This window comes from Scytonema hankhaensis NUACC26 (genome assembly GCF_045865695.1).
In the GTDB taxonomy this organism is placed as follows: Bacteria; Cyanobacteriota; Cyanobacteriia; order Cyanobacteriales; family Nostocaceae; genus Scytonema.
Map to the genome: position 1 here is coordinate 25,663 of NZ_BAACAP010000232.1, position 26,729 is coordinate 52,391.

Below are 26,729 nucleotides of genomic sequence, written 5' to 3' on the forward strand. Positions count from 1 at the left end.
GAACCGCTATAGTTGATAGTTTTTCAAAACTTTACCACCATCCACTGCGTCACTGGCACCATCGGCTTCCAACCTAAAAATCCACCAATAGGTGCGGTTCTTTGCACAGCAGTGCGAATTAATTCCCCGCCCATTTGGTTGTGCCATTGCAGCAACTTCTGTTCCGATCCTAATTTTACATGGAGTAAAATGGGATTAGTTTATAGCAAATATTATAGATATGACTCTGGGAGCAAACGGGCAAGCCGCAATTATTCGTACAGAGCGAGGACTGACAGTTGCAGGTACTCGCATCACTCTATATGACGTGATGGACTACGTGAGTGCCCAGTATCCACCAAAGTTTATCCGTGCCATGCTCAGTCTCACGGATGAGCAAGTGAATGCCGCCTTGTCTTACATTGAAGCACATCGTGCTGAGGTGCAGGCTGAGTATCAACTTGTTCTTCAAGAAGCCGAAGAATTGCGACAATACTACGAAGAACAAAATCGCGATCTCATTGCCCGAATTTCTGCAAAACCACCTAAGCCAGGGATGGAAGTTGCTTGGGAAAAACTTCAAGTACAGAAAGCCAAACACCAAAGTCAACTTAAAACCCAAGCATGATTTTCCTAGTAGACCACAATCTTGAAGGACATGCTTTGCTTCTGTCTGGTAATATTGCTAGCCTTGGTTGGTTAGACTTGCTACCGATTCGCTTTATTACCTTTGAAGATGTTGCCTTATCTGTTACTAGTGATGACAGAATAGTTTGGCGATTTGCCCAAGCAAACCAAATGATTCTGCTAACAGCTAATCGTAGTATGAAAGGTAAAAACTCTCTAGAGCAAGTGATGCGTGAAGAAAATACATCCATGTCATTGCCTATAGTCACTATTGGAGATGCTGATAGAGTTCTGACCGATCCTGATTATCGCAATCGTTGTGTCGATCGGCTCATTGAAATTGTATTTGATATTGACGACTACAGGGGGTCAAGGAGACTTTTTATTCCATAAAAGTTCCCGATGAGCTTGTACAAGCACATAGGTTGTTTTGTTCCCAAACAAGTTTTCTGCAATATCAACTTGAAGACATAGTTGAATGCTACCGCCAATCACTTAGGAGGTATGGATGGTGAAGGGAAGCGTCTGGTATTTGGCAGCAATTATGGTGACTTGCATTACACAGTGAATGTAATTCAGGTGGATGCAGCAAACAATCAGGTGCGATTAAATGCTGGTAAAGCACAAGGATTGGGTCAAGGCGCACGGTTTGCTATCTATCCACCAGGTACAAAAGATTTTACGCAACAAGACAAACAAATCGCGATCGCAGAAGTAACTGCACAAATCAGTGCAACAGACGCTTGGGCTGCAATTGAGCCAGATTCACTGCAAGAAGGAGCAACCATAGAGCAAGCATCTGTTGCAGTTATGCTCTCAGCCCCAGTCGCTCTTGTACGACAAATTCGTTTATTTGAGAAACAAGAGGATAAAGGAACTAATGAAGTACCAACAAATCAGGTATTACCGCCAGAGATAATTAAAATTCAGACTCCAGCACTTGAAGCAATTAAAACTGCGATCGATAGCGTTGGGAAAGGCTGGGTGGAATTGGTATCTAATGAGCAAGCAGAACACTACCAAGTCGCAATCAATGCAGATAGCGAGTATGAAATTTGTGACCCTAATGGAACACCGATTCCTAATGTGCGACCATCCCTAAAAGTCAACGAACCTAGGGCTGCGGAAGGTGTCGTCAAACGTTTGGTTCATCTTACTAAATACCGAGCCGCCCAAGAACTAGATAATCCTTCAACTTTAACCAATAAGCTAGTCGTTCAATTGACTGATAAAGATAGAAAGCCATTGGCTAACCCAACGTATCAAGTACTCTCAGTTGGAGAACAGACATATTTACATATAAAGAATGAGTCAAACCAAGAACTTAATGTTGCTGTATTGGATTTACAGTCAGATTGGGGTATTTCTCAACTTGACATATTAGATGATGGTGCAGACTTTGTACCTTTTAGCCCCGGACAAGAGGAGTTAATTCCTCTGAGATTCAGCTTACCTGAAGGATACAAAGAAGGTAAAGACATCTTAAAAGTTTTTGCGACAACCAGAGGTACTAGCTTCCGTTGGCTAGAATTACCATCTCTTGACCAAGAAATTCCTCGCGCTGCGGAAAGAGGACTCTACAGAGGAAGCAGTCTACTTGACCAACTCCTTGCGGCGGTGGGGAGTGATGTTGACCAACCACCTCCTGTCCGTCAAGCACAGGTCAACAACTCCAATCGCGGGTGGACGACTAAAGCAGTAAGTATCGCTATTACGACAAAACAACAATAGTTACCTGCAAAAATATTTTATGAATAGCAATGCTTTGGTGAAAAAGATCTTGGTTTTGGCATCCAATCCCAAAGGAACTTCAGTTCTAGATCTAGAACGAGAAACCCGTGATATCCGGGAAGGACTCAAACGTGCAGATAACCGCCATTTATTTCAAATGGAAGCAAGAGGAGCTGTACGTCCAGAAGACCTGCGACGCTCTATGTTGGAAGTGAAACCGCACATTGTACATTTTTGCGGACATGGCACTGGTAGTCAAGGTCTGGTGCTAGAAGACGATGATGGGCGAGAGCATTTAGCTAGTACTGAAGCTTTAGCCGAACTGTTTAGCTTGGTGAGCGATCGCGTTGAGTGTGTTCTGCTCAATGCTTGTTATTCCCAAGTGCAAGCACAAGCGCTCGGCGAACATATTAATTATGTGATTGGCATGAGTCACACGATTCGGGATGATGCAGCGATCGGATTTACAGTTGGTTTCTATAATGCTTTGGGAGCGGGAGAAAGCATTGAATCTGCATACAAATGGGGTTGTAATGCCATTCAATTTGAGATTTCGAGTCACCCAATTCCTCGCAAAGCAGAAGTTGTTGGTGCAACACCCAAAGTTGAGATTCTAGAACACTTAAAACCTGTTCTGCTGAAGAAAGAAAATCTTAATCCAATCAAAGATGACTCGCCCCAACTATGTGCAAGTACTACTTGGAATTACCTAAGTTCATTAAAAGGTCATTCTGACTGGGTGAGATCTATAGCTTTTAGTTTAGATGGAAAAACGCTCATCAGTGGTAGTAACGATGAGACAGTTAGACTGTGGGATTTAGAAACTAAGCAACCAGTACATATACTTATTGGTCATGAAAACCGAATTAAGTGTGTTGGTATTAGTCCAGATGGAAAGACCCTCATGAGTGGTAGTGCTGACAATAAAATCAAACTATGGGATCGAAAAACTAGGAAATGCCAATACACAATTCATACATCGCAAAATTCCGCAACGACTCTTAATTCTATTTCGATGAGCCCCAATGGAGATATCATTGCTAGTGGTAGTGCGAGCACCCAAGGAATCATCAAATTATGGAAGTTGGACACAAGAAAAAAGCAAACTACAATTGTCGGACACAACAGTTCTGTTCTTTCCGTAACTTTTAGCCCAGATGGACAAAGCCTTGCAAGTAGCAATAAAAGCGGTGACATCAAACTTTGGCATTTGGGTTCTGGGACAAACGAACTACTTTACAAAATCGAGCATGCTCATCTAAGCGAAGTTTTATCTCTTGCTATTAGCCCTGATAGTCAAACTTTAGTAAGTAGCGGTGCTGATAGAACTATTAAGCTTTGGCATTTAGCTACTGGGGAAAAGAAACCACCTCATATACTTTACGGTCATGCAGGTCGAGTTTGGTGCGTTGCTATCAGTCCAGATGGAACAAAACTTGCTAGCGCTAGTGCTGATTACACAATCAAAATCTGGAACTTACAAACAGGAGAACTACTTAGTACTCTCACCGGACATTTAGGCGAAGTTCGATCTGTTGCTTTTAGCCGTGATGGACATATCCTTGCTAGTGGTGGTGATGATATGGAGATTAGGCTTTGGCAAGTTCCTTCATAATTTTCGTGATGTCAATTACCACTGATTGAAAAAAATATGACTGAACAAATAACACAAACTTCTGAAGCAGAATTTCGTCAGGCTCATGTTGTCATTTCCGAACTGGAATCTGTTCATAAGGGACGCTCTATTATTGTGACAATTGGTATTGACAAATATGAGCACTGGTCACAGCTTCGTAATGCAGTTAATGATGCTATCGGTATTCAGCAGATTTTAGTTGACAAGCTTGGGTTTATTGTACCAATATCACCACTCACTGATAGTCATGCCACCAAAGATGCAATTCTCAATATTGTTGAAGGACAATTACACGAAGTTTTACAAGAAGATGACAATCTTTTGCTATTTTTTGCGGGTCACGGACACACTCGTGTTGATAAAATCGGTGGCGAAGTACGCGGAGAGACAAGTTTTATAGTTCCTGTAAAGGCACGAAAACCCGATTCAAAAGAATACTGGCAAGATTATATCGAAGTGGATTCCTTTCTTAAGGCTATTAGCAAACTTCCTGCAAGACATATTTTAGTTGTCTTAGACTCTTGTCATAGCGGTTTGGCTTTAGGTGAAGCCATGAAAACATTTCGAGATACTGTGCGCTACGAAAAAGACTTGAGCCGTCGGATTAGTCGTAAAGTTATCACATCAGCTCGTCGGGAACAACCTGCGCTTGATGGGGGTTCCATTTCCGGTCATTCTTTGTTCACTGGAACCATCATTGATGGCTTTAACTGGGGGAAAGCTGACCTTGATGGTAATGGGATTATCACCTCTTCCGAACTAGGTTTATTTGTGCAGCAAAAAGTTGGTCAAGCATCTGAATCAAAACAAACTCCTGACTTTGGTTCATTTCACCTTGACGATCGAGGCGAGATGGTGATTTCTTTACGAAACCAAAGTTTTGATGCTCTGAAAGCTCGTGCTTTTTCTATATTGCAAAATGGTGAATTTACAGTTTTTAGGGAGATTGTGGAACAAGTTGTTTCTCTTAGACCATCTAGTCCGGAAGCTCTTTACTTAGAAGATAGATTGAGGTTTTTTGAAAATAATATAGAGAGAGTTATTGAGATTATAAATATACTTTCAAAACTCAATTTTAGTGAAGGAACAATTCCTTTATCTAATAACGATCTTTGGAACCTCGAACAACAGCTTCCTTGCTGGAAAACAGCACTTTCAATTCCCAATCGTGAATTTCCTCTTGATGTAACATTTCTCACTGGTGATAGCGAAAAGAACCTCACGCTCGCTCACGAACAAAACGTTGGTGAAAAAACAGGATACTTTGTTGAGTACGATAGTATTATGCAATTTAGTATTAAAAATACTACTAAAGCTCAAGCTCACATATACATGGTTGAAATTTCTTCAGAAGGTCGTCTTACACCTGTACCACTCTGGCAAGATGAAGATGTCATGTGGAATGGATTAGCACCTGGAGAAACTAGACCCAGCTATCCTTTCTATCAAAATGGGGCGATCGGTATCTGTGAACTACGTTTGTTTTATTCACCAAAAAGACTTCGATTTTTTCTCTTTCCACCATCTGCTGCTGGTCGAGGTGTCATTTTTGAGTCTATTGATGTTTCTGACTTAGAGATAATAAAAATGAAAGCTATTCATTATAGTATGAGAAAAAGTTTGCTCTAAGATTAAAATAATACAGCCACAAGGGAGTATTGAAGATGTCTGGAGAATTAATTGAGGTGATGAGATTAGTAGATGCACTTACACCTGATGAGGAACTGCATCTAATTTCTCATTTAGTAGAAAAACTAAGAGGGTGCGAGATTACACGCAAACCACGCCGCAAAGCCACTGAATTTATTGGAATTGCACCCAATCACTTAGGAGGTATGGATGCTCAAGAATATATTACACGTATGAGACGGGGAGAGTTTCCAGAGTTAGAAATTGAAGAAATGGAATCTAGGAAGCTTGAGTGACTACTGAAGAAAGATTACAGGATGTAAAGCGCTTGTTTCTAGATAGCGCACCAGTCATTTATGCCATAGAAGAAAATCTACAATATTTGCCAATTGTCAGAGAAATATTTGAGCGCATTGAGAACGGTTTATTGATAGGTGTTACTTCCCCAGTCACTCTAGCTGAGTGTTTAGTGCGTCCCTACCGTTTAGAACAAACAAATTTACAATAACAATACATGGAATTATTTTTTAACACTGAAAACATTATCTTTGAGCCAATTATTAACTCAAGCATAGCTCTAGATGCTGCTCAAATCCGAGCTAACTTGCAACTCTTAGAGGATGTCTCTCAAAGTATCAGATTTTATACACGATCCCCCCTAGCCCACGCCAGTCGCCTAGGTCGGGAGACCCTCCTGCAGCGCTGGCTCCCCTTAAAAAGGGGGGAAAATACTCTAATATCCTTACTGAATGAGGCACCAGAGGTAATTAAAATGTATAAATAAATTTCCTCACTTACTTAAGGCGCTCAATGAATGCGGGTGTGAAGTATATATTTGCCGAATCAGTGGGTTCATTTTTTTCTTGACGTCCAGCGTGCGGCATAGCAGCTGGGTAAAGAGTCATATCGCCGCGTGTATATGCGAACTGGCGGCGCTTGCCATTTACGCTGACTTCTTGTACGAGATTACCGTTTAATGACAGTCCTACCACAAGGTTAGAGTAAGAGATTTCCGGTGACTCGAAGTTGACTAAGTGGTAGCGTTCTACACTCACACCTTGCCAAGCGCGGCGTTTCACGACAACAAGCGGTTCCCGTTGCGGAGATTCTGCTAACGTGTTTAGTTGTAGGATGCGGTTTGCTGAAGTTTGCTCTGAACTCATTGCTCGTCACCTCTTTACCAACCAACCCACCCACCGTGAACTTCAATCAGTTCACCACTAGTATAGCTGCTGTCGCTGGCTGCTAAATATACGTAAGTGGCGCTACGGAAAAAGCCGCAAGGTTAGCACCCGTAGTTAGAGGTTGGAGGAATTATCACCGTTACTGCAAAATGGATGGGGCAAGGTTCTCACTAAACCACATCCAACTCAGAGCGGTCAGAGTATTCAATAAAGAAACCAAGCAAGACCGCTACACTAGCAAACAATTGCGAGACAAAGCGTTCCCTTCGGTTCCTTACTCCGAGAACAATCACATCCTCGTTAAAGGAAAGAAATCACCATTTGACGGAGATATCGCCTATTGGAGCGAGCGCAACAGCAAGCTCTACGATGGTGGAGAAACCTCTAAAGCCTTAAAAAGGCAAAACCATACATGTGCAGCCTGCGGGCTTAAACTTCTGTCCGATGAAAGAGTTTATCTCCATCATAAGGACGGAAAACACGCCAACTGGAAAACGGAAAACCTAATAGCAATTCACGAGAGTTGCCATGACTACATACACATGAGCAAAAGCGAAAGCTAAGAATATCGGGAGCCGGATGCACCGAAAGGGTGCGCCGTGGTACGCACTGATTTATGGGGAAGACGCAGTGAGTTACTAAATAAAGCTAGATGAATATAAACAAATTGTAAAATTTTTTGTCAGCTGTGACCAATTGGCATCTTTGCCTAATAGCGAGAGCAAGATAGAAACAGTCATATACTGTGCGTTCCAAACTGATAGCCATATCATGCCTGACTTTTAAATTGACACCAGAGGTGTGAGTTCATCATATTGGGAATGAATAGGTTTGGTGCGTTCTCGGAGTGAACTACCACTGCGACAAGCAACAACAGCTTGAATTTCTGCCACAATTGAAAGAGCAATTTCTTCTGGAGTATTAGCACCAATGTCGAGACCAACCGGACCGTAAAGGTGATGCAATTGGTCTGGTGTAGGCATGAATCCAGAGGCTTGTAAGTCTTGAAGCAATCGTTCTCGTCGAGTTTTCGGTCCTAACAGACCAATATACTCTAAGGGAGACAATAGTAAAGTTCTTAACAATTCTAAATCGTGCAGGTATTTATGGGTCATGACTACAGCAACCATATGAGAATTGAAACTGAGGTGTGCTTTCAGGTTTTCTGGATCGCAAAAAATGATATCATCTGCGTTGGGAAAGCGATCGCGAGTTGTATAACCGGGTCGATTATCAATGACTTTAACGTGCCAACCAAGCTGTTTGGCACAGTTAACAACCGGAATAGCATCATGACCTGCTCCAAATACTAGCAACGGGAGGGGTGATTGAATCACTTCCAGAAGGACTTCAACACATCCGTTGACGAGTGAGTAAGATTCAACACGCGATCGCCCGCTTGTAAAAACCTCTTGAGCATCTTGCAACACTTTTTGAGCCAATTCACGGTCTTTAATATTAGTAGTTACAGCACCATCTTGTTTTAAGAACAGCCGAGAGGCAACTTTTACTTGGGTGTCTCCCTTAACATCAAAGATAGTTGCGATCGCTCCTGATTGATGTTGAAGAAAACACTCAGCGATAAACTCCAGCTGATTGCTAGCAGATGCATCCGCAAGAGATTCAATTAAGACATTGACAACTCCGTTACAGCCAAGACCAAAGCCCCAAACAATATCATCGCTAGATGTGGTATCATATTGTACAACTAACGGCTCGCCTGAGTAAAACATCAACGGTTGCGATCGTTCAAAGACGTTGCTCTCCAAACACCCACCACTTATAGCGCCGATCGTTTGACCGTCATCGGTAATCAACATCCGTGCGCCCGGTCGGCGATATACTGAACCACTAGTTTTAACAACAGTGGCGATCGCAGTACGTTGACCAGTTAGCTTGCATTGCTCGAAGGTTTCAATAATATTTTGAAGTTCTTTCATGTCCCTAATTGATGAAAAAAGTACTTAGAACTCAGTGAAGTTCTGGTTCACCCTTACAAGTGTTCTGTATTCTGAGTTCTGCCTAAGCTGCATTCTTCTTCACATTGATTATGCCAATCTTTTCTGCCGAGACATAACGACAAAAGTGACTAAAGCGAGAACTATTACCAGAATACCAGCCAGTCCGTAAGCTACTCTCAATCCTACTAGCTGACTTAATGGCTGACTTAGCAGTGGTGAGATAAATTGACCAAGGAAAAAGCAGGTTGTCAATCCGCCTAAAGTTCGTCCGCGTAGAGTATCAGGTGCGATCGAGGTTAGACAAAGATTCATATTCGGTAACAGCAAGCCAAGTCCAAAACCCGCGATCGCAAGTCCCGGTAGAACCATCCCGTAGCCGTTTGCAAAGCAGATCAGCCCATATCCAACTCCTATACCAAAGAAAGCTATCTCGTAAACGCTCATAAAGCTTAAGCGGGCTTTGATGCGTTGATACAAGATAGAGCCGATAGCAGCAAACAAAGTGGCTAGGGCAATAGCTAGTCCACTCTGAGAAGCACTGGCATTTGTTAAAGCTTGTAGATAAAAGGGTAACTGCACAGGTACCATATAAAAGACCACTTGAGCTAAAAACGCGATCGTATAAGTTAACACTACCAGTGCAAACGGGAAGCTAACAGCCTGAGTTTGAGAACTACTTTGTTGCCCTGATGACTGACTGTTACGTCTAGGTTCCGGCAAAATCAGCAGAACAAGTGGCAAAAGTAGCAAAGCAACTGAATAAAGTAGAAATGGCATGCGCCAGTTCACTTCGGCTAAGAAGCCGCCGCCTGAGAGAAACACGACTCCCCCTAATGCCATGAACGCCGCTTGCAACCCCAAAAATTTTGCACGGGTTGTACCTGTGTAGTAATCAGCAATCAGCGTCGTGGCGGTAGTCATAATCCCAGCCACACTCAAACCTAACAGCGCCCGCCCCACTAAGATGAGTCCTATGGAATTCAGCCATAAGCCTGAACTGCCAGCCAATCCGTACATTATTAACGTAATTGCCAACAAGGTTTTGCGCCCTATGCTATCAATCATGAAACCTGCAAAGGGTGCTCCAATCGCAACGAAAAGAGATGGCGCGGTCAAAACCAACCTAACCCAATAGTCTACATTATCGACGTCAGCGAAATGTTCTCGCATGATTGGGAGTGAAGGAGCGATTGTGGCGCTTGCCATGACAGCTAGAGTGCTGACAAAGAGCAGCGTCATTTTGACTAGAGGCGAATTAATCGGCTGGCTCATGAATTTGTTTATCCCGCGAAGAGTTAAGTTGGTAACCTGTTGGAGACTCCATCTAATACCATTTCACTTTAATGTTGATACATACGGGCTGTAAGATCCCCCACGTCCAATACTGCAAGGGCTCTCGAATATTAGTAGGTTGGGTTGAGGAACGAAACCCAACATTTTGTCGGCTTCGTTGGGTTTCGCACTCGCCTCAACCCAACCTACACATTTTTATTTTTTTAGTTTGTCACAGCATTATCTGTAGACCCATTCATGTGAGTTGCTCCCTATAGCAGCTTATCTGGGGTAATTGGCAAGTCGCGAATGCGCTTCCCTGTTGCGTGATATATGGCATTGGCGATCGCACCTGCAACACCAGTAATGCCAATTTCGCCAACACCACGTATTCCTAAGGAGCTGATATGTGGATCGGGTTTGTCCGCAAACAGCACCTCAATCTTTCCAATATCGGCATGAACGGGTACGTGGTAATCAGCCAAGTTCCGTACAACAAGGCGACCGCTTTGCGGGTCAAGGACAGTCTCTTCCATCAACGCCATGCCTATCCCAAAGATGACTCCGCCCATAATCTGGCTGCGTGCCGTTTTGTAGTTAAGAATACGTCCGACATCGATCGCACTGACAACACGGCTGACTCGTACCCGACCTAAACGGGGATTAACGCGCACCTCCACAAATTGTGCGCCAAAGGATTGAAACGCATATTGCTGCAAATCGGCATTTTCATCTTTACCTGCACAAATTCTAACAGCTGGGTTACGTGCTTCTTGTTGGGTTTCCATAGAAGCGGTGTTTGCCGTTGCTTCTATTTCGAGCGCTGGTAAGTTATTGCGTTGAAGGATTTCTGCGTAGGTTTCACCTCTGGATGAATCGCCTTTAAGAAAGACTCGTCCGTTTGCAGTCGCAACGTCTGCTTGTGCGACTCCATACAAAGGGGAGGTGCGATCGCCAATTGCCAATTCAATCGCCCGATTCCGCACTGCTTCTGCTGCTCCGGCTACCGCAGGTCCTACACTGGCGGCTGACTGAGATCCACCTGCAAGGGGAGCGTTCGGCATTGACGAATCACCAAGTTTGAACTCAATTCGTTCAACGGGAAGCCCGAGCACATCAGCAGCAATTTGCGTCATGACGGTGTAAGTGCCTGTACCGATATCATGCGTTGCGCTCGATACCACAGCCCGTCCATCAGCAAAGAGTTGCGCTTTTGCCGACGCAGGAGAGCGGTATCCGGGGTAGGTTGCAGTTGCCATTCCCCAACCGATAAGCTCGTCGCCATCGCGCATTGAGCCGGGAGTCGGATTTCTGCGCGACCAGCCGAATCGTTCTGCCCCCATGCGGTAGCAATCTTTGAGGTACTTGCTTGACCAAGGTTTACCCGTCTGCGGATTCACATCGGCATGGTTAATCAGGCGAAGTTGAACCGGATCGATTTCCAATGCATAGGCTAGCTCGTCCATTGCCGATTCCAGCGCAAACGTACAAGGTGCTTCTCCGGGTGCCCGCATTGCAGTCGGTGTACCCGTATTGACTTGGACGAGATTGTGCTTGACTTCTAGATTGGGAGATGCATAAAGTATGCGAGTTGTCAATCCGCAGGGTTCAACGTGTTCGTCAACCTCAGATGTTTGTGAAGTTGTTATATGCTGGATGGCGGTGAGTTCTCCATTAGGTTTCGCACCAAGCACGATCTGCTGAATTGTGCGCGGACGGTGACCGCAGGAGGTGAAGGTCTGCTGGCGTGTGAGTACAAGTTTGACTGGACGTCCCGTTTTACGTGCCGCGATCGCAGCCAATATCGAATGCCACCACGTCCATCCTTTACAACCAAACCCACCACCAACGAAATGCGAGATGATACGCACGTTTTCGCACTTGATACCAAGGGCGTAAGCGACCACCTGTTGGGTGCCAAAGACCCACTGTGTTGCATCATAAATCGTCAGACAATCGCCATCCCACACAGCCGTAGACGCGCTAGGTTCCATTGGATTGTGATGTTCGATGGGAGTCGTGTAAGTTGCTTCCACAGTGACATCTGCCTCAGCTATTGCTGTCTTCACATCGCCCCGTTGTACTTGCAACTCTTCTCCAAAGAAGTCAGAGGGTTGATAGGCTTGCGATAACCCCTGTTCTATTTCGATAGTTGGCTGTTCCTCCTCATAAGTGACCGTGACGAGTGAGGCGGCGTGCTTCGCCTGTTCTAACGTTTCAGCAACGACAATCCCAATGTTTTGCCCATCGTAGTAAACTTGGTCAGATTGCAGCGGCACAAATTTTTCACCAGGCTTGCCTTTGAGCGGGTTTCCACCTTCAAATTCATTGAGCTTTGGGGCATTTAAATGGGTAATAACACATAGCACGCCATATGCGTTCTCTGCATCCGTAGTGTTGATGTTAACAATACGACCTTTAGCGATGGTGCTCTGGAGCAATACAGCATGAGCTAGATTCTCAAAGGGAAACTCTGCTGAGTAACGAGCTGCTCCCATGACTTTAAGCCGTCCGTCAACGCGGTTAATGGGCTTACCGACAACTTGCTCCCTTGCTTCTGTAGGCGAACTAACACCTGCACTCATAGTTGACCTCTTTCCATTGCTGCTACTGTCTTCAAAGCATCCTGTAATGTTTGCTTTGCTAATTCAACTTTAAAGTGGTTGTGCCGACGCGGGCTGGCTGCTTGCGTTGCTGCATCAGATGCTCTTGCGAAAGTCTCTTCATTGGCTCTTGCACCAACTAACACTTGTTCTGCTTCTGGCGATCGCCACGGTTTAGTTCCGACGCCGCCAAGGGCAACACGCGCATTGTTAATGACTTCACCTTCTATTTCAAGTACTACGGCAGCTGACACGAGGGCAAAGGCATAAGAGGCGCGGTCTCGCACCTTCAAGTAATGCGATCGCCAAGCAAATGGAAGGGCAGGCAAATCAACTGCTGTAATTATCTCGTCGTGTTCGAGCACTGTTTCCAGATGAGGCGTATCACCAGGTAGCAAGTGAAAGTCAGCAATAGGAATGCTGCGCTCACCTCTAGTCGATCGCGTTTGTACGACTGCATCAAGTGCAGCCAATGCAACGCACATATCACTAGGATGCGTGGCAATACAGCGATCGCTGCCACCGAGAATTGCGTGGATACGGTTAAATCCGTTGAGTGCAGCACACCCCGATCCGGGCTGACGTTTGTTGCAGGCGAAGGCAGTGTCGTGAAAGTAGGAGCAACGAGTCCGTTGCATGAGGTTGCCACCTACAGTTGCCATGTTTCTCAGTTGGGCGCTAGCTCCAGCGAGAATAGCTTCTGACAAAACAGGATAGCGATCGCAAATGAGGGAATGGTACGCGACATCACTATTGCGTGCAGTTGCACCGATGCGAATGCCACCATCGTTTCTGGTCACAACTTCCGTTGCGCTAAGTTTGCGAATGTCCACCAGTCGATCGGGTGCGTGTACGCCTTCCTTCATCAAATCAAGCATATTCGTACCGCCCGCAATAAACATAGCTCCCGGTTCGCGGGTGACGATTGCGATCGCGTCATCTTGATTTGCAGCACGGACATAAGTAAATGGCTGCATCAGTGCTACCTCACTTCACTATTTTGATGTGTTAAGGCATTGTCGCGTACTTCACGGATTGCTGCCAAGATATTCAAGTAAGCGCCGCAGCGACAGATGTTACCACTCATTTGTTCGCGAATATCGGCATCAGTTTCGGCGTGTCCTTCCGCTAGCAATCCCACAGCAGACACAATCTGTCCTGGAGTGCAGTAACCGCACTGAAAACCATCGTGCTGAATGAAGGCAGCTTGCATGGGGTGTAAGTCTTCGCCGTCAGCTAACCCCTCAATCGTCACGATTTGCTCGCCCTCGTATGAGGCGGCTAGCGCTAGGCAAGAGTTGATCCGGTGACCGTCAACTAGCACAGTACAGGCACCGCACTGCCCATGATCGCAGCCCTTTTTCGTACCTGTCAAACCGATATATTCCCGAAGCGCGTCAAGTAGAGTGACACGCGGATCGATTTGCAAAGTATGTTCTGTACCGTTAACATCTAGTTTAACCGAAATAGTTCCTACTACAGGCGTAGGAGCAGCAGGTACTGAATGTGGTAAAGGGATTTGATCGAGTATTGAGAAGCGATCGCTCAAAACGAATTTCTCCTATTCTTTTCAAAGGAGCATTCTTCATGTTAGAAGCTTGACGGATACTGTGTCTTTCTCATTCTTGCTGTCTTTGATACAATTTTGCTCTATCTGGAAAATCTACGGTGTACACACAAGTATGAAATAACTAATAGACCGAGGTTTTAGCATTTTTTTACCCCTCCCTAGCCCAGACCTTGTAAAGGTCCGGGAACTGATTTCCAGTTTCACCCACCAAGACGCCTAGGAGGAAGGAGATGAGGTGGAACCTTGCAAAGGTCCGGGAACTGATTTCCAGTTTCCCCCCTTTATAAGGGGGGATTAAGGGGGGTAAAGCCAACTTGTATGTACACCGTAGATCTGGAAAATAGGGAATAGAGAGTGGGGAGTAGGGAAGAGGGATTGTCATAAAGAGCGTTGTAGGCAAGCACCCCCCATAGTTATCTATCAAGAAGACTCATCATTTGTGGAGCGTAGCGATCGCCCGATGTCTCTCCTACAGGCGCAACTCGATCGAGTTGTGCCAATTCCTCGGCACTCAAGCTAATCTCAGCTGCTGCTGCATTCTCCTCAACATATGCCTTGCGTTTCGTACCGGGGATAGGTACAATATCATTGCCTTGGTGCAATAACCAAGCTAATGCAATTTGTCCGGGTGTCGCCCCCTTGGATTGAGCAATCTGCTTAACCTGCTCGACAATTCTCATGTTGGATTCAAAATTCTCACCCTGAAAACGGGGGTCATGCCGACGATAGTCATCTTCAGCAAACTCTTCAGCCCGTTTGACCTGCCCTGTAAGAAAGCCACGTCCGAGTGGACTGTAGGGAACAAAACCAATTCCCAAGTCTCGTACAGTTGGCAGAACTTGTTTTTCTGGGTTCCGTTCCCAAAGAGAGTACTCGGATTGCAAAGCACTAATGGGGTGGACTGCATGGGCGCGACGGATAGTTTCTGGACTTGCCTCTGATAATCCTAAGTAGCGAACTTTACCTTGCTCCACTAACTCAGCCATTGCACCAACGGTTTCTTCAATTGGCACTGTCTTATCAACCCGGTGTTGGTAGAACAAGTCAATGTAGTCAACTCCTAACCTTTGTAAAGAAGCATCGCAAACGTGCCGAACATTTTCTGGCGTGCTGTCTACACCAGCTATCTTACCGCTTTCATCAATCTTAAAGCCAAACTTAGTAGCAATGATGACTTTATCCCTACGGTCTTTGATAGCCCGACCCACCAATTGCTCGTTGGTAAACGGTCCATAAACCTCAGCGGTGTCCAAAAAGTTAATCCCTAGCTCAATAGCTCGGTGAATTGTTTGAATTGACTCAGCTTCATCTCTACTGCCATATGCCCAACTCATACCCATGCAGCCGAGTCCGATATCTGAGACTTCTAATCCTTGTGTTCCGAGTTTTCGTGTTTTCATGTCTGATTTCTCCTAAGGTGATGGATACATTGCTGTTACAGCAGACTTGTCGCTGAGTAAGGTTTTTTAACCTTAGACCTCAATAGAATGATGTAACCTCAGGAAGGCAAATTTCAAGCAACTTGCAAAAAAACAGCTGATTCTTAGCTTAATTGCTAAATGTGACAGAAAAATGACAGCCAATTTAAGCAACATCCTGCACATCCAAGCTTGCGATTTAAACAGATGCAAATCTCACTCTATTCTCCGTGACAACCACAAATTGCTCGGGCAGTCTATCTGCATAATTTTCCAGTAATCGTCTAAGCGTTTCGATTTTATTGACAGCCCGTTCATTTTCCAGGCGCAAAAAAACTACACCTCTGTGGGAACTACTTTCTCGAAATATCTTTTCACCAAAGTCTTTATCGTTGGTAATTAAAATCCAATTTTCGACAAATTCTTTTTGTAGCACGTTGTCATCGCTTATACCTCGCGCTTCATCATACATAGAGAAAACTTCATAACCTTGGTCGCGCAATCAACGAGCAACAACTGACCCCGTACATTCATCTACTAGAAAGCGCATCCAAGTATTTTCTACAGCTAATGGCATAAAAGTTGTATTCGATAGTGATTTACTAGCAAACAGAATACAAGCTCGAACATCTTCGGGACTCAGCCCTTCGTACTCTTCGAGAATTTCTGCAAAATTTGCACCACTCGCTGTGCAGGTTAAGAATATACTCAACGCTTAAGCGGGTTCCTCTAATTACAGGCTTTCCTGCTAGTACTTTTGGATTGAGGACTATACGTTCTAGTAATTGTTGGTCTGTCATGATTTGGGGTATGGGCTAAAAAAAACGATATCACCATGTTAATAGCTTTACTAAAATGTGATTCATATCCAAATTCAGCAACGCCAAAAAATTAGGTATTCTTTAAGTGGGAAAAGAGTAGTTAATTATAACGTTTCCTAGTCTGCTAAAGTAGGTATATCGCAAACAAGTTGAAAACATATGGACAACAATAAACAAATTTACAATTACACAGTTCTTTTGGAAAAAGAATCAGATGGAGGTTATCACGCTTTTTGTCCTACCCTAAAAGGTTGTCATTCTCAAGGAGATTCTTTTGAAGAAGCCATTGAGAATATTACAGAAGCTATTGAATTATATCTTGAAAGTTTAAGGGCTGATAATCAACCAATTCCTAAAGAAGATTTAATTGTTAAGCCATTAAGTATCTTGGCATGAATAATTTTCCCAGTGTTAAAGCTAAAGAATATTTATGTTATGAGCGAGGGAGATTAGTGTATACTATAATAAATGCGCTTTAAGTAGAACGACGAGGGTGGTTGTTTTAACAAAGCGCGACTAATAGATCGGAATAATAAGTGCGAGCAAGAATCATGCAATTAGGAGATAGTAATTATGCTCACTACAAATATTCATCTTAGTCAGGAGGCTCAACAGATTTTGATTAAAGCTGCAGCTTTTAAACAGATATCTGTAGAAGATCTGGCTTCCGAAATTCTCAATGAAGTCATAAGAGAAAAGCTTAGTTCTATTATTAAAGATACAGAAACTAAGCCAAAACGTAAGCCTGCTTTGGCTGGTACAGAACCTTTTGTCTTCTACGGAACTCCCGAAGAGTCAGGACTCCCTGCTGATGAATGGGATATGGAAAAGGAATGATTATTCTTGATCCCCATATCTGGATTTGGTGGAACCAAGACTCCCTCCAACTTACAAATTTGCAGAAAGAAATTATTGAAAACTCTCGTCCTAATGGGATAGGAATATCAACGATTAGTCTTCTGGAAATTTCAAGATTAGTCAATCAAGGTCGTTTAGTTCTTCCTAAGCCATTGAACGAGTGGTTTTCTATAGCTTTGGCTGAAGAAGGAATCCTTTTAATTCCTATTACCCCTGAGATCGCCATTGAATCTTACTCCTTACCTGGGGAATTTCATAAAGATCCTGCTGATAGAATTATCGTTGCTACTGCAAGGACTTATGACTGTCCTTTAATGACTAATGATGGCAATATTCTTACTTATTCTCATGTAAGATTGATTACCACTACAACTCCCTAGTATAAAAAAGCTGAAGTATGAAGGCTAAAGGATGAAAGTAACAGACTAACTCTGTAAGCTTTACAACTTGGCAGAACTTTATTATCAAATAGGGAACTTGGATTTAGCATTAGAGAATTGCAAGCGAGCGGTTGCGATCGCAACAGCACTCGGTACTCCACTGCTCCAAGACTACCTGAAACTTAAAGCTAAACTAGATAATGATGCAAGTTTTAGTTTCAAATTTACCCCACCCTAACCCTCCCCTTGGAAAGGGGAGGGAACTTGATTTTCATTACAAAAAAGCAAGACTGAGAAACATTTGTCGTTCAAAAAAAATGACAAAAATTTTGTGGTTCTACAGAATTATTTTCTTTAACAAATTAAACCTATGCTGCATACCTAATAATCTCAACCTCTGCTCCATTATTAACAGCAACTTCTGCCCTGTCTAGCACTTGTTCAGTAATTTCATCACTTAAATAGTATTCTCCACAATTATCACACACTTCTGCTGGAACTTTCTTAATGACAACAATACATTCGTCTCTTTCTAAAGTCACAGTTACAAAACCAGGTTGAAGTTGTCCATTCTTACAAATAACACATTTCATAATTTTCTCCTAGTTCTAAAATCATCTGACCAAATGTTCCTATCGGGAATATAAGCTGTTACCACATAACCTGTATCTGTAGATTCATCGTAGGAACATACAACATGAATTGGTTTACCTTCTACAAAATCAAATATTAGATAACTGGGAAATGGTGTGTCATCAGGATTTTCTTCTATCACTTCTCCATAAACGAGCACAGCTTCTACTTCCTTTTTACTTATTCGACGATAAAACATTTGTTGGATAGCATGACGGGAAAAAACTAGATTTTGACAATACATAAATTTATTTTATCTTGGTCACAGTCCATCTGTCACCTCAGACAGTGCCAGGGTTGGAGTGTTGGGTGATAGTACAGTGGCATCAAAGATTGTATGGTTAAGTTGCTGCGGATGCAAAAACAACAGTAACTTATCTGGGGTAATAGGCAAATCGCGGATACGTTTGCCAGTTGCATGGTAAATATAGCGGTTCTCAGTTGGGTGCAATATAGTAGCAACAGTGAGTAAACCATCCAATAATGTCAGCAAGTGAGTCATGAAACGAGGAAGTCTTATGCGACAATTGGTGTTCTACAGCGATCGGGCGATGGCAGCAAATCAGCAGGTGGATCGGTATCTACTTCAACTCTTGGATGCGACCACAGCACGCATTGGCTACATTTCCTCATCAAGCGATCCAAAACGACAGTACTTTAATGCAGAACAAAAGTACTATCAACAGTATGGTTTCGAACTTGCAATCTACGTTGAACTTGATGTGGCATACAAACCCGACCTTCTTGATGAGTTATTCGCCTGTGATGCGATTCATTTATCTGGTGGTAATACCTATTACTTCTTGTACTGGCTCCAGCAACGCGGATTGATGACTCGGCTGCGTGAGTATGCTCTCCGTCAAGGCGTGTTAATTGGCATTTCAGCTGGGGCAATTATAATGACACAAGAAGTAACCTCAGCAGAACTCTGTGGTGATACGCCGTATGCACCACTTACTATCTATCAGGGATTAGGTCTAGTAGACTTTGCTTTTGTGCCGCACGTACAAGATACTCCAGAAAACTATGCCCGTATGCAGGCATATACCAACCACCAGCAACGAGTGCTATACGGCTGTCATGATGGGGATGGGATTGTAGTCGCTGGTGAAACGGTTACGTTGGTTGGCAATGTTGTTAGCATGACACCAAAAAACCTATGAGTTATGCTTAAAGCGTGTGTGTACCATTGACTAGATTCTTAAGTAATCTTCAAGCGGAATAGGAGTAGCTGCAATATATTCTACATTCAACGAGTTCCTCCAGCATTTGAGGCTGCAAGCAGAATCGCTCGACGCACCAACACCTCAAAAATAGGCACTTTGTACGCATTCTGTGAGAGCGGCTTTGCGCCTTGCACTGCGGCTCTTGCTGCTACACGCGCCGTCTCTTCATTAATCGGTTTGCCAATTAAAACAGCCTCCGCAGTCCGAGCACGCAACGGTACGGGAGCAGCTGCACCCAGCACAATAGAAGCTTTTGTACAGCGTCCACCAGACTGCTCGATCGCGACAGCAGTTTCTGCGATCGCCCAATCATAAGACTCTTTCTCACCCTGCTTGAGATGCACCGATCGCACGTTTGCCCCTAGTGCAGGTACCCGGATTTCTGTAATTAACTCGTTAGGCTGAAGTGAGTTTTCCCGCAGCACGTCTTTTTCCGGTGTAACGAAAAACTCTTCCAGTGCAACTTCTCGTACTTCTTTTGGACTCGTTAATACCAATCGAGCACCCAGAGCAATGAGTGCTGTTGCAGCTGTAGAAGCATGCACGCAAGGGCAAACCTCATTATTAAAAATAGCATGATACTTGTGTTCCCCTTCAATAGCAAAGCATTCCTTACCTCCCCGCTTCAAACAGCGAAACTGTTCGGAGCGGAAATACCAACAGCGCGGACGTTGTAAGAGGTTACCGCCAATGGTAGCAACGTTGCGGATTTGTGGTGTGGCGATATGACTTGCTGCCTCAGCAAGGGCAGTATAACCTTGACGTACTGCCGGATCTATGCTCAGTTGGGCGAGTGTGACTAGAGGTCCGATGCGTAACCCAGTTTGGGCATCTGCACTCATGCGATCCATGTTGGGAAGGGTGCGGATGTTGATGACTCGCGATGGTGTCACCAATCCTTCTTTTAACAAATCTAGTAGATCGATGCCTCCTGCTTTGACAATCACCGTGTTATTTGCGGTTTGGTTGTTCTTAGTAGCAGCCATAGGGCTAGTAGCAGCAACTGTAGCATCAGCAACCGTACTGTTGATTTGCGCTACGACCTCATTGATGGTAGAGGCATTTGTCCATTCAAAGCGCTTCATGATGTCCTCCTTGATGCATTTAAAGCCGCTAGTACTCGCTCTGGTGTCATTGGTAAATCCCGCAAGCGTACACCAGTTGCGTTATAAATGGCATTGGCGATCGCCGCCGCCGTTGGGATAATCGCTGGTTCTCCGATACCACCTGCATCAGTAGAACTACGTCCCTGATAATCTTCCAACAAGAGAATTTCTATCTTTGGAGTTTCGCGGGAACCAAGAATTTTATATTGGTCGAAGTTCGCGTTGACCATCGCCCCGGATTTTTGGCACAAATGCCGATTCTCGTAAAGCGCCCATGATGTGCCTTGAAGAATACCGCCATTAATTTGGCTCTCTAGCTGCAATGGATTGATTGGACGACCGCAATCATGGACGGCTACGACACGTTCAACTCGCACCAATCCTATTTCCGTATCAACTGACACTTCAACAAACTGCACGCCACCTAATCCCCCATGACTGAAGCCATCTCCAGAAGGAGTTTTGATTTGGAAACCACCATAGTCTTCACTGCGGTTTGCTGTGACTGCAATTTGCTCAGTTGGCAGTTTTTTTGCGGCTTCGCGAAACGATAGCCCTTTCGATGGCGCAGCACTCACAAAGATACGCCCATCTTTCATCGTTAAAGCATCCGCATTCACTCCTAGAGCAGGCGCAACTTGTTGTAGCATTTGTTGTCGGACGCGATAGGCAGCATTGCGAGCAGCTGGTGTGATTGAGCCAGTGGTTTTGCTACCGCCCGAACCCGGTCCTACAGGGAACATGGTATCACCAATTCGCACGGTAATGTCTGCTGCTTGTAAACCGAACTCTTCAGCAACCACCTGCGCCAACACGGTACGAATGCCAGTGCCAATATCCTGGACACTTGACCTCACCTCAACTGAGCCATCGCGCAAAACTCGCACTTCACAAGATGAATCCATTTCAACGATGCGGGGCCAAAAAGACTGTGCCATACCAATACCCCGCTTAATCGATCCGGAGTCGGCACCTGGTGCGTGTCGCTGACTCCAACCGATGCGATCGGCTCCGATACGGCGTTGTTCGCGACGTGTGGGACTTTCATCAATTTTGTCACGCAGCGCTAATGGGTCTATTTGGAGCCGTTCGGAGAGTTCATCAATCAGTTGCTCCAGAGCAAACGCACCTTGGGGATTGCCCGGTGCGCGAAAGGCAGCACCCGGTCCAGCATTGATTAGAACGTCGTACTGTTCTGAATCGAAGTTTGGGCATTTGTACATGACTTGGGCGATGTTGCCAACCCCTGCTCCCAATCCAACACCCGCCGTCCCGTAAGCACTGAGACTGATGGCGGTGAGCGTTCCGTCCCGTTTGGCTCCGATACGCAGCTTTTGCATTGTACCCGGACGATTGCCAACGGCGAGATGCTCCTCCTTGCGATCGAGCATCAAACGCACGGGCGCACCTGCTTTTTTTGAGAGGTATGTCGCGGCAGCACCGTAATTACCTATTCCAAATTTAGCTCCAAAGCCACCACCCATAAATTCTGTAATAACGCGCACCTGGCTTTTTGGTAACTCGAACACATCTGCAAGCTCGTTACGCACACCTGCAGTGTCTTGGGTGGAGATATAAACTGTCAAGCTTTCTGGTTTCCAATCGGCTACAATGCCATGGGTTTCCAAGGCAGAATGAGTCTGTACTTGCGTGCGAAATTCCCCAACGACCGTCACCTCTGCTTCAGCAAACCCTTGTTTAACGTCACCACGCGACCCTCCAAACAAATTTTCTTTGACTGGTCCTCGCACATTGCCGCGTTGGGGTAATCCCTTGGGTGCTCCACCACCGCCACCCGTACCTGCTTGTTCTGTTGGTCCTTGAAAAACGAGGGGTGCGTTGGACTGGCGTGCTGCTTCCATATCTGCAACAAAGGGCAATTGCTCGTACTCAACTCGGATCGATCGCACTGCTTCCTCTGCAGCATCTGGTGTTGTTGCAGCTACAGCTGCAATGGGCTGACCGACAAAGCGAATGAGGGGCAGTTGTCCGGGTGTAACGGGTTTGGGATCGCGCTCTGTTGCGCCTCCTACAACCCTATCCAGGATATGCACGGCACGTACTCCAGGATAGCGTTCTGCAGCACTTGTATCGATGGAGCGAATACGGGCGTGGGGATAAGGCGATCGCAACATTTTTCCATAAAGCATACCGGGCAACTGCACATCTGATGTGTAACGGGCTGCTCCTGTCACCTTAAGGCGAGCATCCAAACGCTGAGTGCGTTTGCCAATTACGGAAAGTTCGGCGTTGGGAGGCAGTGGTGGCGGTTCATCCGGTGGGATCTCTCTCTGAACTTGACTTATGTTCACCCCTGGAATACCAATAGCAAGAGTTGTCATCCTTCCTAGGGTAGATGAGCTTGATTGAGCATGGCTTTTTGCTGCGGCGTCTGCAACAGTTGTAGCGATGGCAGAAGCCATAAAAATAACATAACGCTTTCTATTTTTCTTAAGCTTACGATTGGGAGCCATATTGTTAACTCCTTCCACTTTGAACAGTGACCAGTGACCAGTGACCAGTGACCAGTGACGCCATACCTTTAACTCCTTCCACTTTGAATGGACTTGGCGGCAGCGAGGGTTGCTTCAAAAACTTTGGGATAAGTACCGCAGCGACACAAATTACCGCTTGTTGCCGCTTGTACGTCTTCAAGTGTGGGGTTTGAATTCCTTGCCAGCAGAGCCGCGCAACTCATTACCATCCCTGGGGTACAATAACCGCATTGCTGAGCATCGTATTCAATGAATGCTGCTTGTACGGAATGTAAGTCTTCTCCCTTGGCGAGTCCTTCAATAGTAGTAATGGCGCGATCGCCCACATCAACAGCTAGCATCATACACGAGCACACAGGTGTTGAATCCAACCAGACTGTACAAGCCGAACAGGAACCGCGATCGCACACTACTTTTGTACCTGTCAAACCTAGCTTGAAGCGCAACACTTCCGCAAGGGTGTTGTGAGGTTCGACTTCCACACGACGCTCCGTTCCATTAATGCGGAGTTGAATCGGCGTGCGTCCCGGACCAACAAAGCTCGAAGGTGCGGCTGTAGCTTCTTTGGTATCCATCAAACCAGAATCTACGATCGCAGCGCTAGCTACGGTGAAACTTGCCCTTTTGAAAAATCCGCGACGAGTAACACCGCTATGTTTTCTATTTTCAGGCTTATCCTGTTTTGTCATTGTTCCTCACTGCTATTCGATTGTTAAGTGCGTGTAACGCCCAGGAATGCGAATTGCTAGATCTCACTGTTTTAATTATCGCGAATGAATATGACAGAAAAATGACAGCCGTTGATTTTGATTCAGGCGGTAATTTCTCCTCTTTTTCCTCCGCGCTCTGGAGCGTACTCTGCACCTCAAAAGTCATTTATTTAACCACTCCAGGCGCAGAGTACGCTCCAGGGAAGAGGTGAGAAAGCTATTCATTTCCTAAAGTTTTGATCCACCTTGACAGGGCGCTTGTGGGCATTGCCTACCTAACAGTACTTAAAGTTTTTCATAAAACATTTAGGATTCCTATAGCAATCCTAAATGTTTTGTGAGAAAATACGTAGAAAAGTTAGACAAAATCGATGTCTAAATTTATTTAGCCTTAGCTATTAGAAATCGCGACTATACAGACAAAATCTGACGGGCAAAGGTTATTGTATTAAAGCTCACGTAGGTGAAGTTGGTTTGTATAGTCGCGAATTATATTCGCTGGAGGAGTCGGAAATTTCTTATGAATGATTTAGGATTGCTATATCAATTAGAAAAGAAGAAAAATAACAATTGAGGTGAGAGACTTTCATTATGGTTACAACCGTAACACCTGCAGAAACTAGAACCCTACTTGAAAATATTAGCTGGCAAACGTTCAAAAGTATACTGGCTGACATGGGATCGGAGCGGAACACCAGACTTGCCTACGACAATAGAATAGTAGAAATCATGTCTCCACTTGTACTGACTCAAATCTTCACTACCCAACACCTTTCTCCAGAAGCGATCGCAAGCGCCTTGTTCAATTAATTTGATTGTAAACTGGAGCACATAACACATTCAATGAAATATGAATAAACTAAAGATCTATTCTCTGACATTTTTATTTTCCGTATTAATAGTTCCTCAACAAAGTCGTGCTGTTGCTTCTGCTCCGCCATTTTCGACACAGGTTAAGGAAGTGGCGCAGTGGTTTGCGGGTTTTTTTGATAATGCTCAACAGGTGGCGAATAACCCTACTGTTCCACTTATCACCATGTCCAACTGTAGTGTGAAACTAACCGATGGCAACCCAAGTGCCAACACGCAGAACATTTATCTAGAACAGAACAGCACTGCTTTTGAGCGCATCAGCTTTTATTCTTTTAGTGAGGGAAATTCCGGAGTCAATCTCAGCGTTCGTAGCTTTCTCAACAGTGATACTTTACGTGGGTTGTGCAATCAACTAGAGGAACAACGAATTATTAACACGAGCAATATAGCTACGATAAGCTGTAACCTCGAACTCCAGTGGGAACCGAACCGATACATAGGCACTAATGCCCCAAATGGTTGCCCAACGAGTACTGGTGGCAAAGTAGTCTCCAACGTAACTTTCTTTGAGAACGGTGTTAACTCGTTAGACCAAATTTTTAACGCTAACGGTAATTTGATTGTCAACACGCCAATCGAATTTCGCAGAATTAATCCTATCCCTGAACCATCCTCGATCTTAGGAATTCTAGCTCTTGGTCTGGTGGGTACAGTCACAGCAGTTTCAGGAAAAGTGAAACACAAATCAACCTAGAAAGCTACAATCTCCATGCAAACTACCGAATTATGAGTCATTTGCATTTCTTGTAGTGCGATCTCCTTTGGCGGGTGTTTCGCATTACCACTAAAGCTTTGAGCGTGGTTCTCTCAGATACTGTTAAACTTGTAACACCTGTGATATTTAGGCGGTAAGTATCCATTTTGATAGAAGCAACTGAAAGCTTTCTTAACTACAACCTAAATAACGCTACCCCTTTCGTTACAGCACCATTTTCCATGTCGATCTCCATTGATGCCCATATCCCCTTTCCTCGTCCTTTGGTTTATGCCACTTATCGAGACAAGCTAACGGAACTTGTGTCTTATATGCCAAAAGTCAGACAAATTAAGTTCAAATCAAGGCAAGAGCAAGATGGACTTTTATACCTAGTACATGAGTGGTCTGGCGGTGCGAATATTCCAGCAGTAGCGCGTGCTTTCCTGAGCGAAGATTTACTTAATTGGACAGAAAATTCTATTTGGAATAATTCAGAATATACAAATAGTTGGCACATCAAAACCCACGTCTTTACTGAAGCAGTTCGTTGTACAGGCAAAAATCACTTTCTCAAAGACGATCGAGGAACGCTAATCCAGACTCAGGTCGAACTCATTATTGACCCTTCTCAGATAAAGGGTACACCGCAGCAGTTAACAGTGGCGATCGCTATGTTGCAGCAACCCGTGCTAGGGAACACCTTTTAGTTTGTGTCGGTTTATGTGACTCAGACAAGTTCTCGTCCGGGTGACAATAGAAGCACATCTGGCTTCTTAGAAGAGGCATTTACGCAAGATTGAGTTTACAGAGGGATCGCACATTCTATCAGAGTGTTTTCTTGATGCATGGTTACAAGAAGTGCGAGCGCACTTTACTTTTCAGGCGAGTGCTTGACTTTTAAGACTGTCGTTACACAAGCCGCGAGCGCACTACAAGAGCTAATGTTTTGTGATTTTTTCCATAAAGATTCGTTCTTGCTCTTCTAAAGGCATATCTTTAGAATAAATTACAGGATTGGGAGCGCGCTTTAATAATTCTGCTAATGCTTCACTAAATTTATCATCATCACTGCGATTTTCCGATAAATAGTGTTTTAATTCTGTTACTGTCATTTGAGTTAAATCAGTCACGAGCAAAACATCCAATTTCCATCAGAATAGATGATTAACGCGATTTCATCATTAGTACATCCTTGAATATAAATCGTTTTTAATTTGGAGTCATAACGAAAAATATTAATAGGTTGATAACCATTAGATAACTACTGACAAAGAATAACAAATTGAATAGATTGTGCTACAGTTGGCAAATTATCAGACT

General features: G+C 44.5%; 31 protein-coding genes and 5 pseudogenes. 16 read left to right on the forward strand and 20 right to left on the reverse strand.

The genetic code is table 11. From position 1 onward, the window contains the following. Positions 1-23 precede the first annotated feature (23 nt). Positions 24-179: pseudogene (locus ACKTT2_RS35705) on the reverse strand (cobalamin biosynthesis bifunctional protein CbiET); the annotation flags it as partial. A gap of 41 nt (positions 180-220) precedes the next feature. On the opposite strand from ACKTT2_RS35705, the gene ACKTT2_RS35710 reads away from it, so the two are divergent. From ACKTT2_RS35710 to ACKTT2_RS35740, 7 genes are all read left to right on the forward strand, one after another. Then, a complete protein-coding gene (locus ACKTT2_RS35710; protein WP_407895726.1) occupies positions 221-607 on the forward strand; it encodes a DUF433 domain-containing protein in 387 nt (128 codons plus the stop codon). Then, complete coding sequence (locus tag ACKTT2_RS35715) at positions 604-999, forward strand: ACP S-malonyltransferase (RefSeq protein WP_407895727.1); 396 nt, start codon at positions 604-606, stop codon at positions 997-999. Before ACKTT2_RS35710 ends, ACKTT2_RS35715 begins: the two co-directional genes overlap by 4 nt. A gap of 81 nt (positions 1,000-1,080) precedes the next feature. After that, positions 1,081-2,337, forward strand: a complete 1,257-nt coding sequence (locus tag ACKTT2_RS35720) for a hypothetical protein (RefSeq protein ID WP_407895728.1) — start codon at positions 1,081-1,083, stop codon at positions 2,335-2,337. A 19-nt stretch (positions 2,338-2,356) separates the two neighbouring features. After that, positions 2,357-3,952 carry a WD40 domain-containing protein gene (locus tag ACKTT2_RS35725; RefSeq protein WP_407895729.1) on the forward strand — a complete coding sequence of 532 codons (1,596 nt, stop codon included), beginning with the start codon at positions 2,357-2,359 and terminating at the stop codon, positions 3,950-3,952. Between the two features lie 36 nt (positions 3,953-3,988). Beyond that, on the forward strand, positions 3,989-5,602 hold the full coding sequence (locus ACKTT2_RS35730; protein WP_407895730.1) for a caspase family protein: 1,614 nt from the start codon (positions 3,989-3,991) through the stop codon (positions 5,600-5,602). 35 nt (positions 5,603-5,637) lie between these two features. Next, positions 5,638-5,898 (forward strand): hypothetical protein, encoded by a 261-nt coding sequence (locus tag ACKTT2_RS35735; protein ID WP_407895731.1) that lies wholly within the window; start codon positions 5,638-5,640, stop codon positions 5,896-5,898. Beyond that, positions 5,895-6,110 carry a type II toxin-antitoxin system VapC family toxin gene (locus ACKTT2_RS35740; RefSeq protein WP_407895732.1) on the forward strand — a complete coding sequence of 72 codons (216 nt, stop codon included), beginning with the start codon at positions 5,895-5,897 and terminating at the stop codon, positions 6,108-6,110. The genes ACKTT2_RS35735 and ACKTT2_RS35740 overlap by 4 nt, the downstream gene beginning before the upstream one ends. Before the next feature lie 286 nt (positions 6,111-6,396). On the opposite strand, the gene ACKTT2_RS35745 is transcribed toward ACKTT2_RS35740, so the two are convergent. After that, positions 6,397-6,765, reverse strand: coding sequence for an AraC family ligand binding domain-containing protein (locus tag ACKTT2_RS35745; protein WP_407895733.1), 369 nt, complete (start codon positions 6,763-6,765; stop codon positions 6,397-6,399). Between the two features lie 98 nt (positions 6,766-6,863). Here ACKTT2_RS35745 and ACKTT2_RS35750 point away from each other — a divergent pair. Beyond that, positions 6,864-7,349: pseudogene (locus tag ACKTT2_RS35750) on the forward strand (HNH endonuclease); the annotation flags it as partial. Between the two features lie 85 nt (positions 7,350-7,434). Here ACKTT2_RS35750 and ACKTT2_RS35755 read toward each other — a convergent pair. The 10 genes and pseudogenes from ACKTT2_RS35755 to ACKTT2_RS35800 all read right to left on the reverse strand — a co-directional run. Then, on the reverse strand, positions 7,435-7,554 hold the full coding sequence (locus ACKTT2_RS35755; RefSeq protein ID WP_407895734.1) for a type II toxin-antitoxin system VapC family toxin: 120 nt from the start codon (positions 7,552-7,554) through the stop codon (positions 7,435-7,437). A 14-nt stretch (positions 7,555-7,568) separates the two neighbouring features. Next, positions 7,569-8,726 (reverse strand): XdhC family protein, encoded by a 1,158-nt coding sequence (locus ACKTT2_RS35760; protein ID WP_407895735.1) that lies wholly within the window; start codon positions 8,724-8,726, stop codon positions 7,569-7,571. Positions 8,727-8,834: 108 nt separating this feature from the next. Beyond that, complete coding sequence (locus ACKTT2_RS35765) at positions 8,835-10,019, reverse strand: MFS transporter (protein ID WP_407895736.1); 1,185 nt, start codon at positions 10,017-10,019, stop codon at positions 8,835-8,837. A gap of 272 nt (positions 10,020-10,291) precedes the next feature. Further along, on the reverse strand, positions 10,292-12,604 hold the full coding sequence (locus tag ACKTT2_RS35770; RefSeq protein WP_407895737.1) for a xanthine dehydrogenase family protein molybdopterin-binding subunit: 2,313 nt from the start codon (positions 12,602-12,604) through the stop codon (positions 10,292-10,294). Further along, positions 12,601-13,599: an FAD binding domain-containing protein gene (locus ACKTT2_RS35775; RefSeq protein WP_407895738.1), complete on the reverse strand. Its 999-nt coding sequence runs from the start codon at positions 13,597-13,599 to the stop codon at positions 12,601-12,603. The genes ACKTT2_RS35770 and ACKTT2_RS35775 overlap by 4 nt, the downstream gene beginning before the upstream one ends. Positions 13,600-13,604: 5 nt before the next feature. Then, the gene (locus ACKTT2_RS35780; RefSeq protein ID WP_407895800.1) at positions 13,605-14,141 is read right to left on the reverse strand and encodes a (2Fe-2S)-binding protein; all 537 of its coding nucleotides are present in this window, start codon (positions 14,139-14,141) and stop codon (positions 13,605-13,607) included. 464 nt (positions 14,142-14,605) lie between these two features. Continuing rightward, the gene (locus ACKTT2_RS35785) at positions 14,606-15,592 is read right to left on the reverse strand and encodes an aldo/keto reductase (protein WP_407895739.1); all 987 of its coding nucleotides are present in this window, start codon (positions 15,590-15,592) and stop codon (positions 14,606-14,608) included. A 217-nt stretch (positions 15,593-15,809) separates the two neighbouring features. Continuing rightward, positions 15,810-16,112 (reverse strand): DUF5615 family PIN-like protein, encoded by a 303-nt coding sequence (locus ACKTT2_RS35790; RefSeq protein ID WP_407895740.1) that lies wholly within the window; start codon positions 16,110-16,112, stop codon positions 15,810-15,812. Further along, positions 16,113-16,322, reverse strand: a complete 210-nt coding sequence (locus ACKTT2_RS35795; RefSeq protein ID WP_407895741.1) for a DUF433 domain-containing protein — start codon at positions 16,320-16,322, stop codon at positions 16,113-16,115. A gap of 16 nt (positions 16,323-16,338) precedes the next feature. Next, positions 16,339-16,410 (reverse strand): annotated as a pseudogene (locus tag ACKTT2_RS35800) (DUF433 domain-containing protein); the annotation flags it as partial. A gap of 180 nt (positions 16,411-16,590) precedes the next feature. Here ACKTT2_RS35800 and ACKTT2_RS35805 point away from each other — a divergent pair. From ACKTT2_RS35805 to ACKTT2_RS35820, 4 genes are all read left to right on the forward strand, one after another. Continuing rightward, positions 16,591-16,827 carry a type II toxin-antitoxin system HicB family antitoxin gene (locus ACKTT2_RS35805; RefSeq protein WP_407895742.1) on the forward strand — a complete coding sequence of 79 codons (237 nt, stop codon included), beginning with the start codon at positions 16,591-16,593 and terminating at the stop codon, positions 16,825-16,827. A 177-nt stretch (positions 16,828-17,004) separates the two neighbouring features. Then, entirely contained in the window at positions 17,005-17,268 is a 264-nt protein-coding gene (locus tag ACKTT2_RS35810) for a hypothetical protein (RefSeq protein ID WP_407895743.1), read from the forward strand. Next, positions 17,265-17,669 (forward strand): type II toxin-antitoxin system VapC family toxin, encoded by a 405-nt coding sequence (locus ACKTT2_RS35815; RefSeq protein ID WP_407895744.1) that lies wholly within the window; start codon positions 17,265-17,267, stop codon positions 17,667-17,669. The genes ACKTT2_RS35810 and ACKTT2_RS35815 overlap by 4 nt, the downstream gene beginning before the upstream one ends. Positions 17,670-17,736: 67 nt before the next feature. Next, entirely contained in the window at positions 17,737-17,907 is a 171-nt protein-coding gene (locus tag ACKTT2_RS35820) for a hypothetical protein (protein ID WP_407895745.1), read from the forward strand. A gap of 130 nt (positions 17,908-18,037) precedes the next feature. On the opposite strand, the gene ACKTT2_RS35825 is transcribed toward ACKTT2_RS35820, so the two are convergent. Genes ACKTT2_RS35825 through ACKTT2_RS35835 form a run of 3 tightly spaced genes read right to left on the reverse strand, consistent with a single transcriptional unit; the run spans position 18,038 to position 18,804 of the window. Further along, positions 18,038-18,262 (reverse strand): type II toxin-antitoxin system MqsA family antitoxin, encoded by a 225-nt coding sequence (locus ACKTT2_RS35825; RefSeq protein WP_407895746.1) that lies wholly within the window; start codon positions 18,260-18,262, stop codon positions 18,038-18,040. After that, positions 18,259-18,546 carry a DUF4258 domain-containing protein gene (locus tag ACKTT2_RS35830; RefSeq protein ID WP_407895747.1) on the reverse strand — a complete coding sequence of 96 codons (288 nt, stop codon included), beginning with the start codon at positions 18,544-18,546 and terminating at the stop codon, positions 18,259-18,261. Before ACKTT2_RS35830 ends, ACKTT2_RS35825 begins: the two co-directional genes overlap by 4 nt. Positions 18,547-18,564: 18 nt before the next feature. Then, positions 18,565-18,804 (reverse strand): hypothetical protein, encoded by a 240-nt coding sequence (locus tag ACKTT2_RS35835; RefSeq protein ID WP_407895748.1) that lies wholly within the window; start codon positions 18,802-18,804, stop codon positions 18,565-18,567. Here ACKTT2_RS35835 and ACKTT2_RS35840 point away from each other — a divergent pair. Next, the gene (locus ACKTT2_RS35840) at positions 18,803-19,465 is read left to right on the forward strand and encodes a Type 1 glutamine amidotransferase-like domain-containing protein (RefSeq protein ID WP_407895749.1); all 663 of its coding nucleotides are present in this window, start codon (positions 18,803-18,805) and stop codon (positions 19,463-19,465) included. The two genes, ACKTT2_RS35835 and ACKTT2_RS35840, sit on opposite strands and share 2 nt — an antisense overlap. Before the next feature lie 86 nt (positions 19,466-19,551). Here ACKTT2_RS35840 and ACKTT2_RS35845 read toward each other — a convergent pair whose 3' ends face one another. The 3 genes from ACKTT2_RS35845 to ACKTT2_RS35855 all read right to left on the reverse strand — a co-directional run bounded on the left by ACKTT2_RS35845 (position 19,552) and on the right by ACKTT2_RS35855 (position 23,818). Continuing rightward, on the reverse strand, positions 19,552-20,613 hold the full coding sequence (locus ACKTT2_RS35845) for an FAD binding domain-containing protein (RefSeq protein ID WP_407895750.1): 1,062 nt from the start codon (positions 20,611-20,613) through the stop codon (positions 19,552-19,554). Next, positions 20,610-23,108, reverse strand: coding sequence for a xanthine dehydrogenase family protein molybdopterin-binding subunit (locus tag ACKTT2_RS35850; RefSeq protein ID WP_407895751.1), 2,499 nt, complete (start codon positions 23,106-23,108; stop codon positions 20,610-20,612). Before ACKTT2_RS35850 ends, ACKTT2_RS35845 begins: the two co-directional genes overlap by 4 nt. A 68-nt stretch (positions 23,109-23,176) precedes the next feature. Continuing rightward, a complete protein-coding gene (locus ACKTT2_RS35855; protein ID WP_407895752.1) occupies positions 23,177-23,818 on the reverse strand; it encodes a (2Fe-2S)-binding protein in 642 nt (213 codons plus the stop codon). 612 nt (positions 23,819-24,430) lie between these two features. Between ACKTT2_RS35855 and ACKTT2_RS35860 the strand changes: the two are divergent. The 3 genes and pseudogenes from ACKTT2_RS35860 to ACKTT2_RS35870 all read left to right on the forward strand — a co-directional run. Next, positions 24,431-24,583: pseudogene (locus tag ACKTT2_RS35860) on the forward strand (Uma2 family endonuclease); the annotation flags it as partial. Positions 24,584-24,689: 106 nt separating this feature from the next. After that, entirely contained in the window at positions 24,690-25,406 is a 717-nt protein-coding gene (locus ACKTT2_RS35865; RefSeq protein ID WP_407895753.1) for a chromophore lyase CpcT/CpeT, read from the forward strand. Positions 25,407-25,573: 167 nt separating this feature from the next. After that, entirely contained in the window at positions 25,574-26,116 is a 543-nt protein-coding gene (locus tag ACKTT2_RS35870) for a hypothetical protein (protein ID WP_407895754.1), read from the forward strand. Between the two features lie 231 nt (positions 26,117-26,347). Here ACKTT2_RS35870 and ACKTT2_RS35875 read toward each other — a convergent pair whose 3' ends face one another. Together ACKTT2_RS35875 and ACKTT2_RS35880 are read right to left on the reverse strand one after the other, a co-directional pair. Then, positions 26,348-26,539 carry a DUF6887 family protein gene (locus tag ACKTT2_RS35875; RefSeq protein WP_407895755.1) on the reverse strand — a complete coding sequence of 64 codons (192 nt, stop codon included), beginning with the start codon at positions 26,537-26,539 and terminating at the stop codon, positions 26,348-26,350. Beyond that, positions 26,536-26,658 (reverse strand): annotated as a pseudogene (locus tag ACKTT2_RS35880) (DUF6888 family protein); the annotation flags it as partial. The gene ACKTT2_RS35875 and the pseudogene ACKTT2_RS35880, both read right to left, overlap by 4 nt. Positions 26,659-26,729: the final 71 nt, after the last annotated feature.

Bases quoted from the DNA above. Each gene is read 5' to 3' on its own strand.
- ACKTT2_RS35735 (WP_407895731.1), top strand. From the start codon at position 5,638: ATGTCTGGAGAATTAATTGAGGTGATGAGATTAGTAGATGCACTTACA.
- ACKTT2_RS35770 (WP_407895737.1), bottom strand. From the start codon at position 12,604: ATGAGTGCAGGTGTTAGTTCGCCTACAGAAGCAAGGGAGCAAGTTGTC.
- ACKTT2_RS35805 (WP_407895742.1), top strand. From the start codon at position 16,591: ATGGACAACAATAAACAAATTTACAATTACACAGTTCTTTTGGAAAAA.
- ACKTT2_RS35725 (WP_407895729.1), top strand. From the start codon at position 2,357: ATGAATAGCAATGCTTTGGTGAAAAAGATCTTGGTTTTGGCATCCAAT.
- ACKTT2_RS35745 (WP_407895733.1), bottom strand. From the start codon at position 6,765: ATGAGTTCAGAGCAAACTTCAGCAAACCGCATCCTACAACTAAACACG.
- ACKTT2_RS35715 (WP_407895727.1), top strand. From the start codon at position 604: ATGATTTTCCTAGTAGACCACAATCTTGAAGGACATGCTTTGCTTCTG.
- ACKTT2_RS35835 (WP_407895748.1), bottom strand. From the start codon at position 18,804: ATGACTCACTTGCTGACATTATTGGATGGTTTACTCACTGTTGCTACT.
- ACKTT2_RS35710 (WP_407895726.1), top strand. From the start codon at position 221: ATGACTCTGGGAGCAAACGGGCAAGCCGCAATTATTCGTACAGAGCGA.
- ACKTT2_RS35850 (WP_407895751.1), bottom strand. From the start codon at position 23,108: ATGGCTCCCAATCGTAAGCTTAAGAAAAATAGAAAGCGTTATGTTATT.
- ACKTT2_RS35760 (WP_407895735.1), bottom strand. From the start codon at position 8,726: ATGAAAGAACTTCAAAATATTATTGAAACCTTCGAGCAATGCAAGCTA.
- ACKTT2_RS35815 (WP_407895744.1), top strand. From the start codon at position 17,265: ATGATTATTCTTGATCCCCATATCTGGATTTGGTGGAACCAAGACTCC.
- ACKTT2_RS35755 (WP_407895734.1), bottom strand. From the start codon at position 7,554: ATGGCTATCAGTTTGGAACGCACAGTATATGACTGTTTCTATCTTGCT.
- ACKTT2_RS35825 (WP_407895746.1), bottom strand. From the start codon at position 18,262: ATGAAATGTGTTATTTGTAAGAATGGACAACTTCAACCTGGTTTTGTA.
- ACKTT2_RS35845 (WP_407895750.1), bottom strand. From the start codon at position 20,613: ATGAAGCGCTTTGAATGGACAAATGCCTCTACCATCAATGAGGTCGTA.
- ACKTT2_RS35855 (WP_407895752.1), bottom strand. From the start codon at position 23,818: ATGACAAAACAGGATAAGCCTGAAAATAGAAAACATAGCGGTGTTACT.
- ACKTT2_RS35865 (WP_407895753.1), top strand. From the start codon at position 24,690: ATGAATAAACTAAAGATCTATTCTCTGACATTTTTATTTTCCGTATTA.
- ACKTT2_RS35840 (WP_407895749.1), top strand. From the start codon at position 18,803: ATGAAACGAGGAAGTCTTATGCGACAATTGGTGTTCTACAGCGATCGG.
- ACKTT2_RS35775 (WP_407895738.1), bottom strand. From the start codon at position 13,599: ATGCAGCCATTTACTTATGTCCGTGCTGCAAATCAAGATGACGCGATC.
- ACKTT2_RS35730 (WP_407895730.1), top strand. From the start codon at position 3,989: ATGACTGAACAAATAACACAAACTTCTGAAGCAGAATTTCGTCAGGCT.
- ACKTT2_RS35830 (WP_407895747.1), bottom strand. From the start codon at position 18,546: ATGTATTGTCAAAATCTAGTTTTTTCCCGTCATGCTATCCAACAAATG.
- ACKTT2_RS35810 (WP_407895743.1), top strand. From the start codon at position 17,005: ATGCTCACTACAAATATTCATCTTAGTCAGGAGGCTCAACAGATTTTG.
- ACKTT2_RS35785 (WP_407895739.1), bottom strand. From the start codon at position 15,592: ATGAAAACACGAAAACTCGGAACACAAGGATTAGAAGTCTCAGATATC.
- ACKTT2_RS35765 (WP_407895736.1), bottom strand. From the start codon at position 10,019: ATGAGCCAGCCGATTAATTCGCCTCTAGTCAAAATGACGCTGCTCTTT.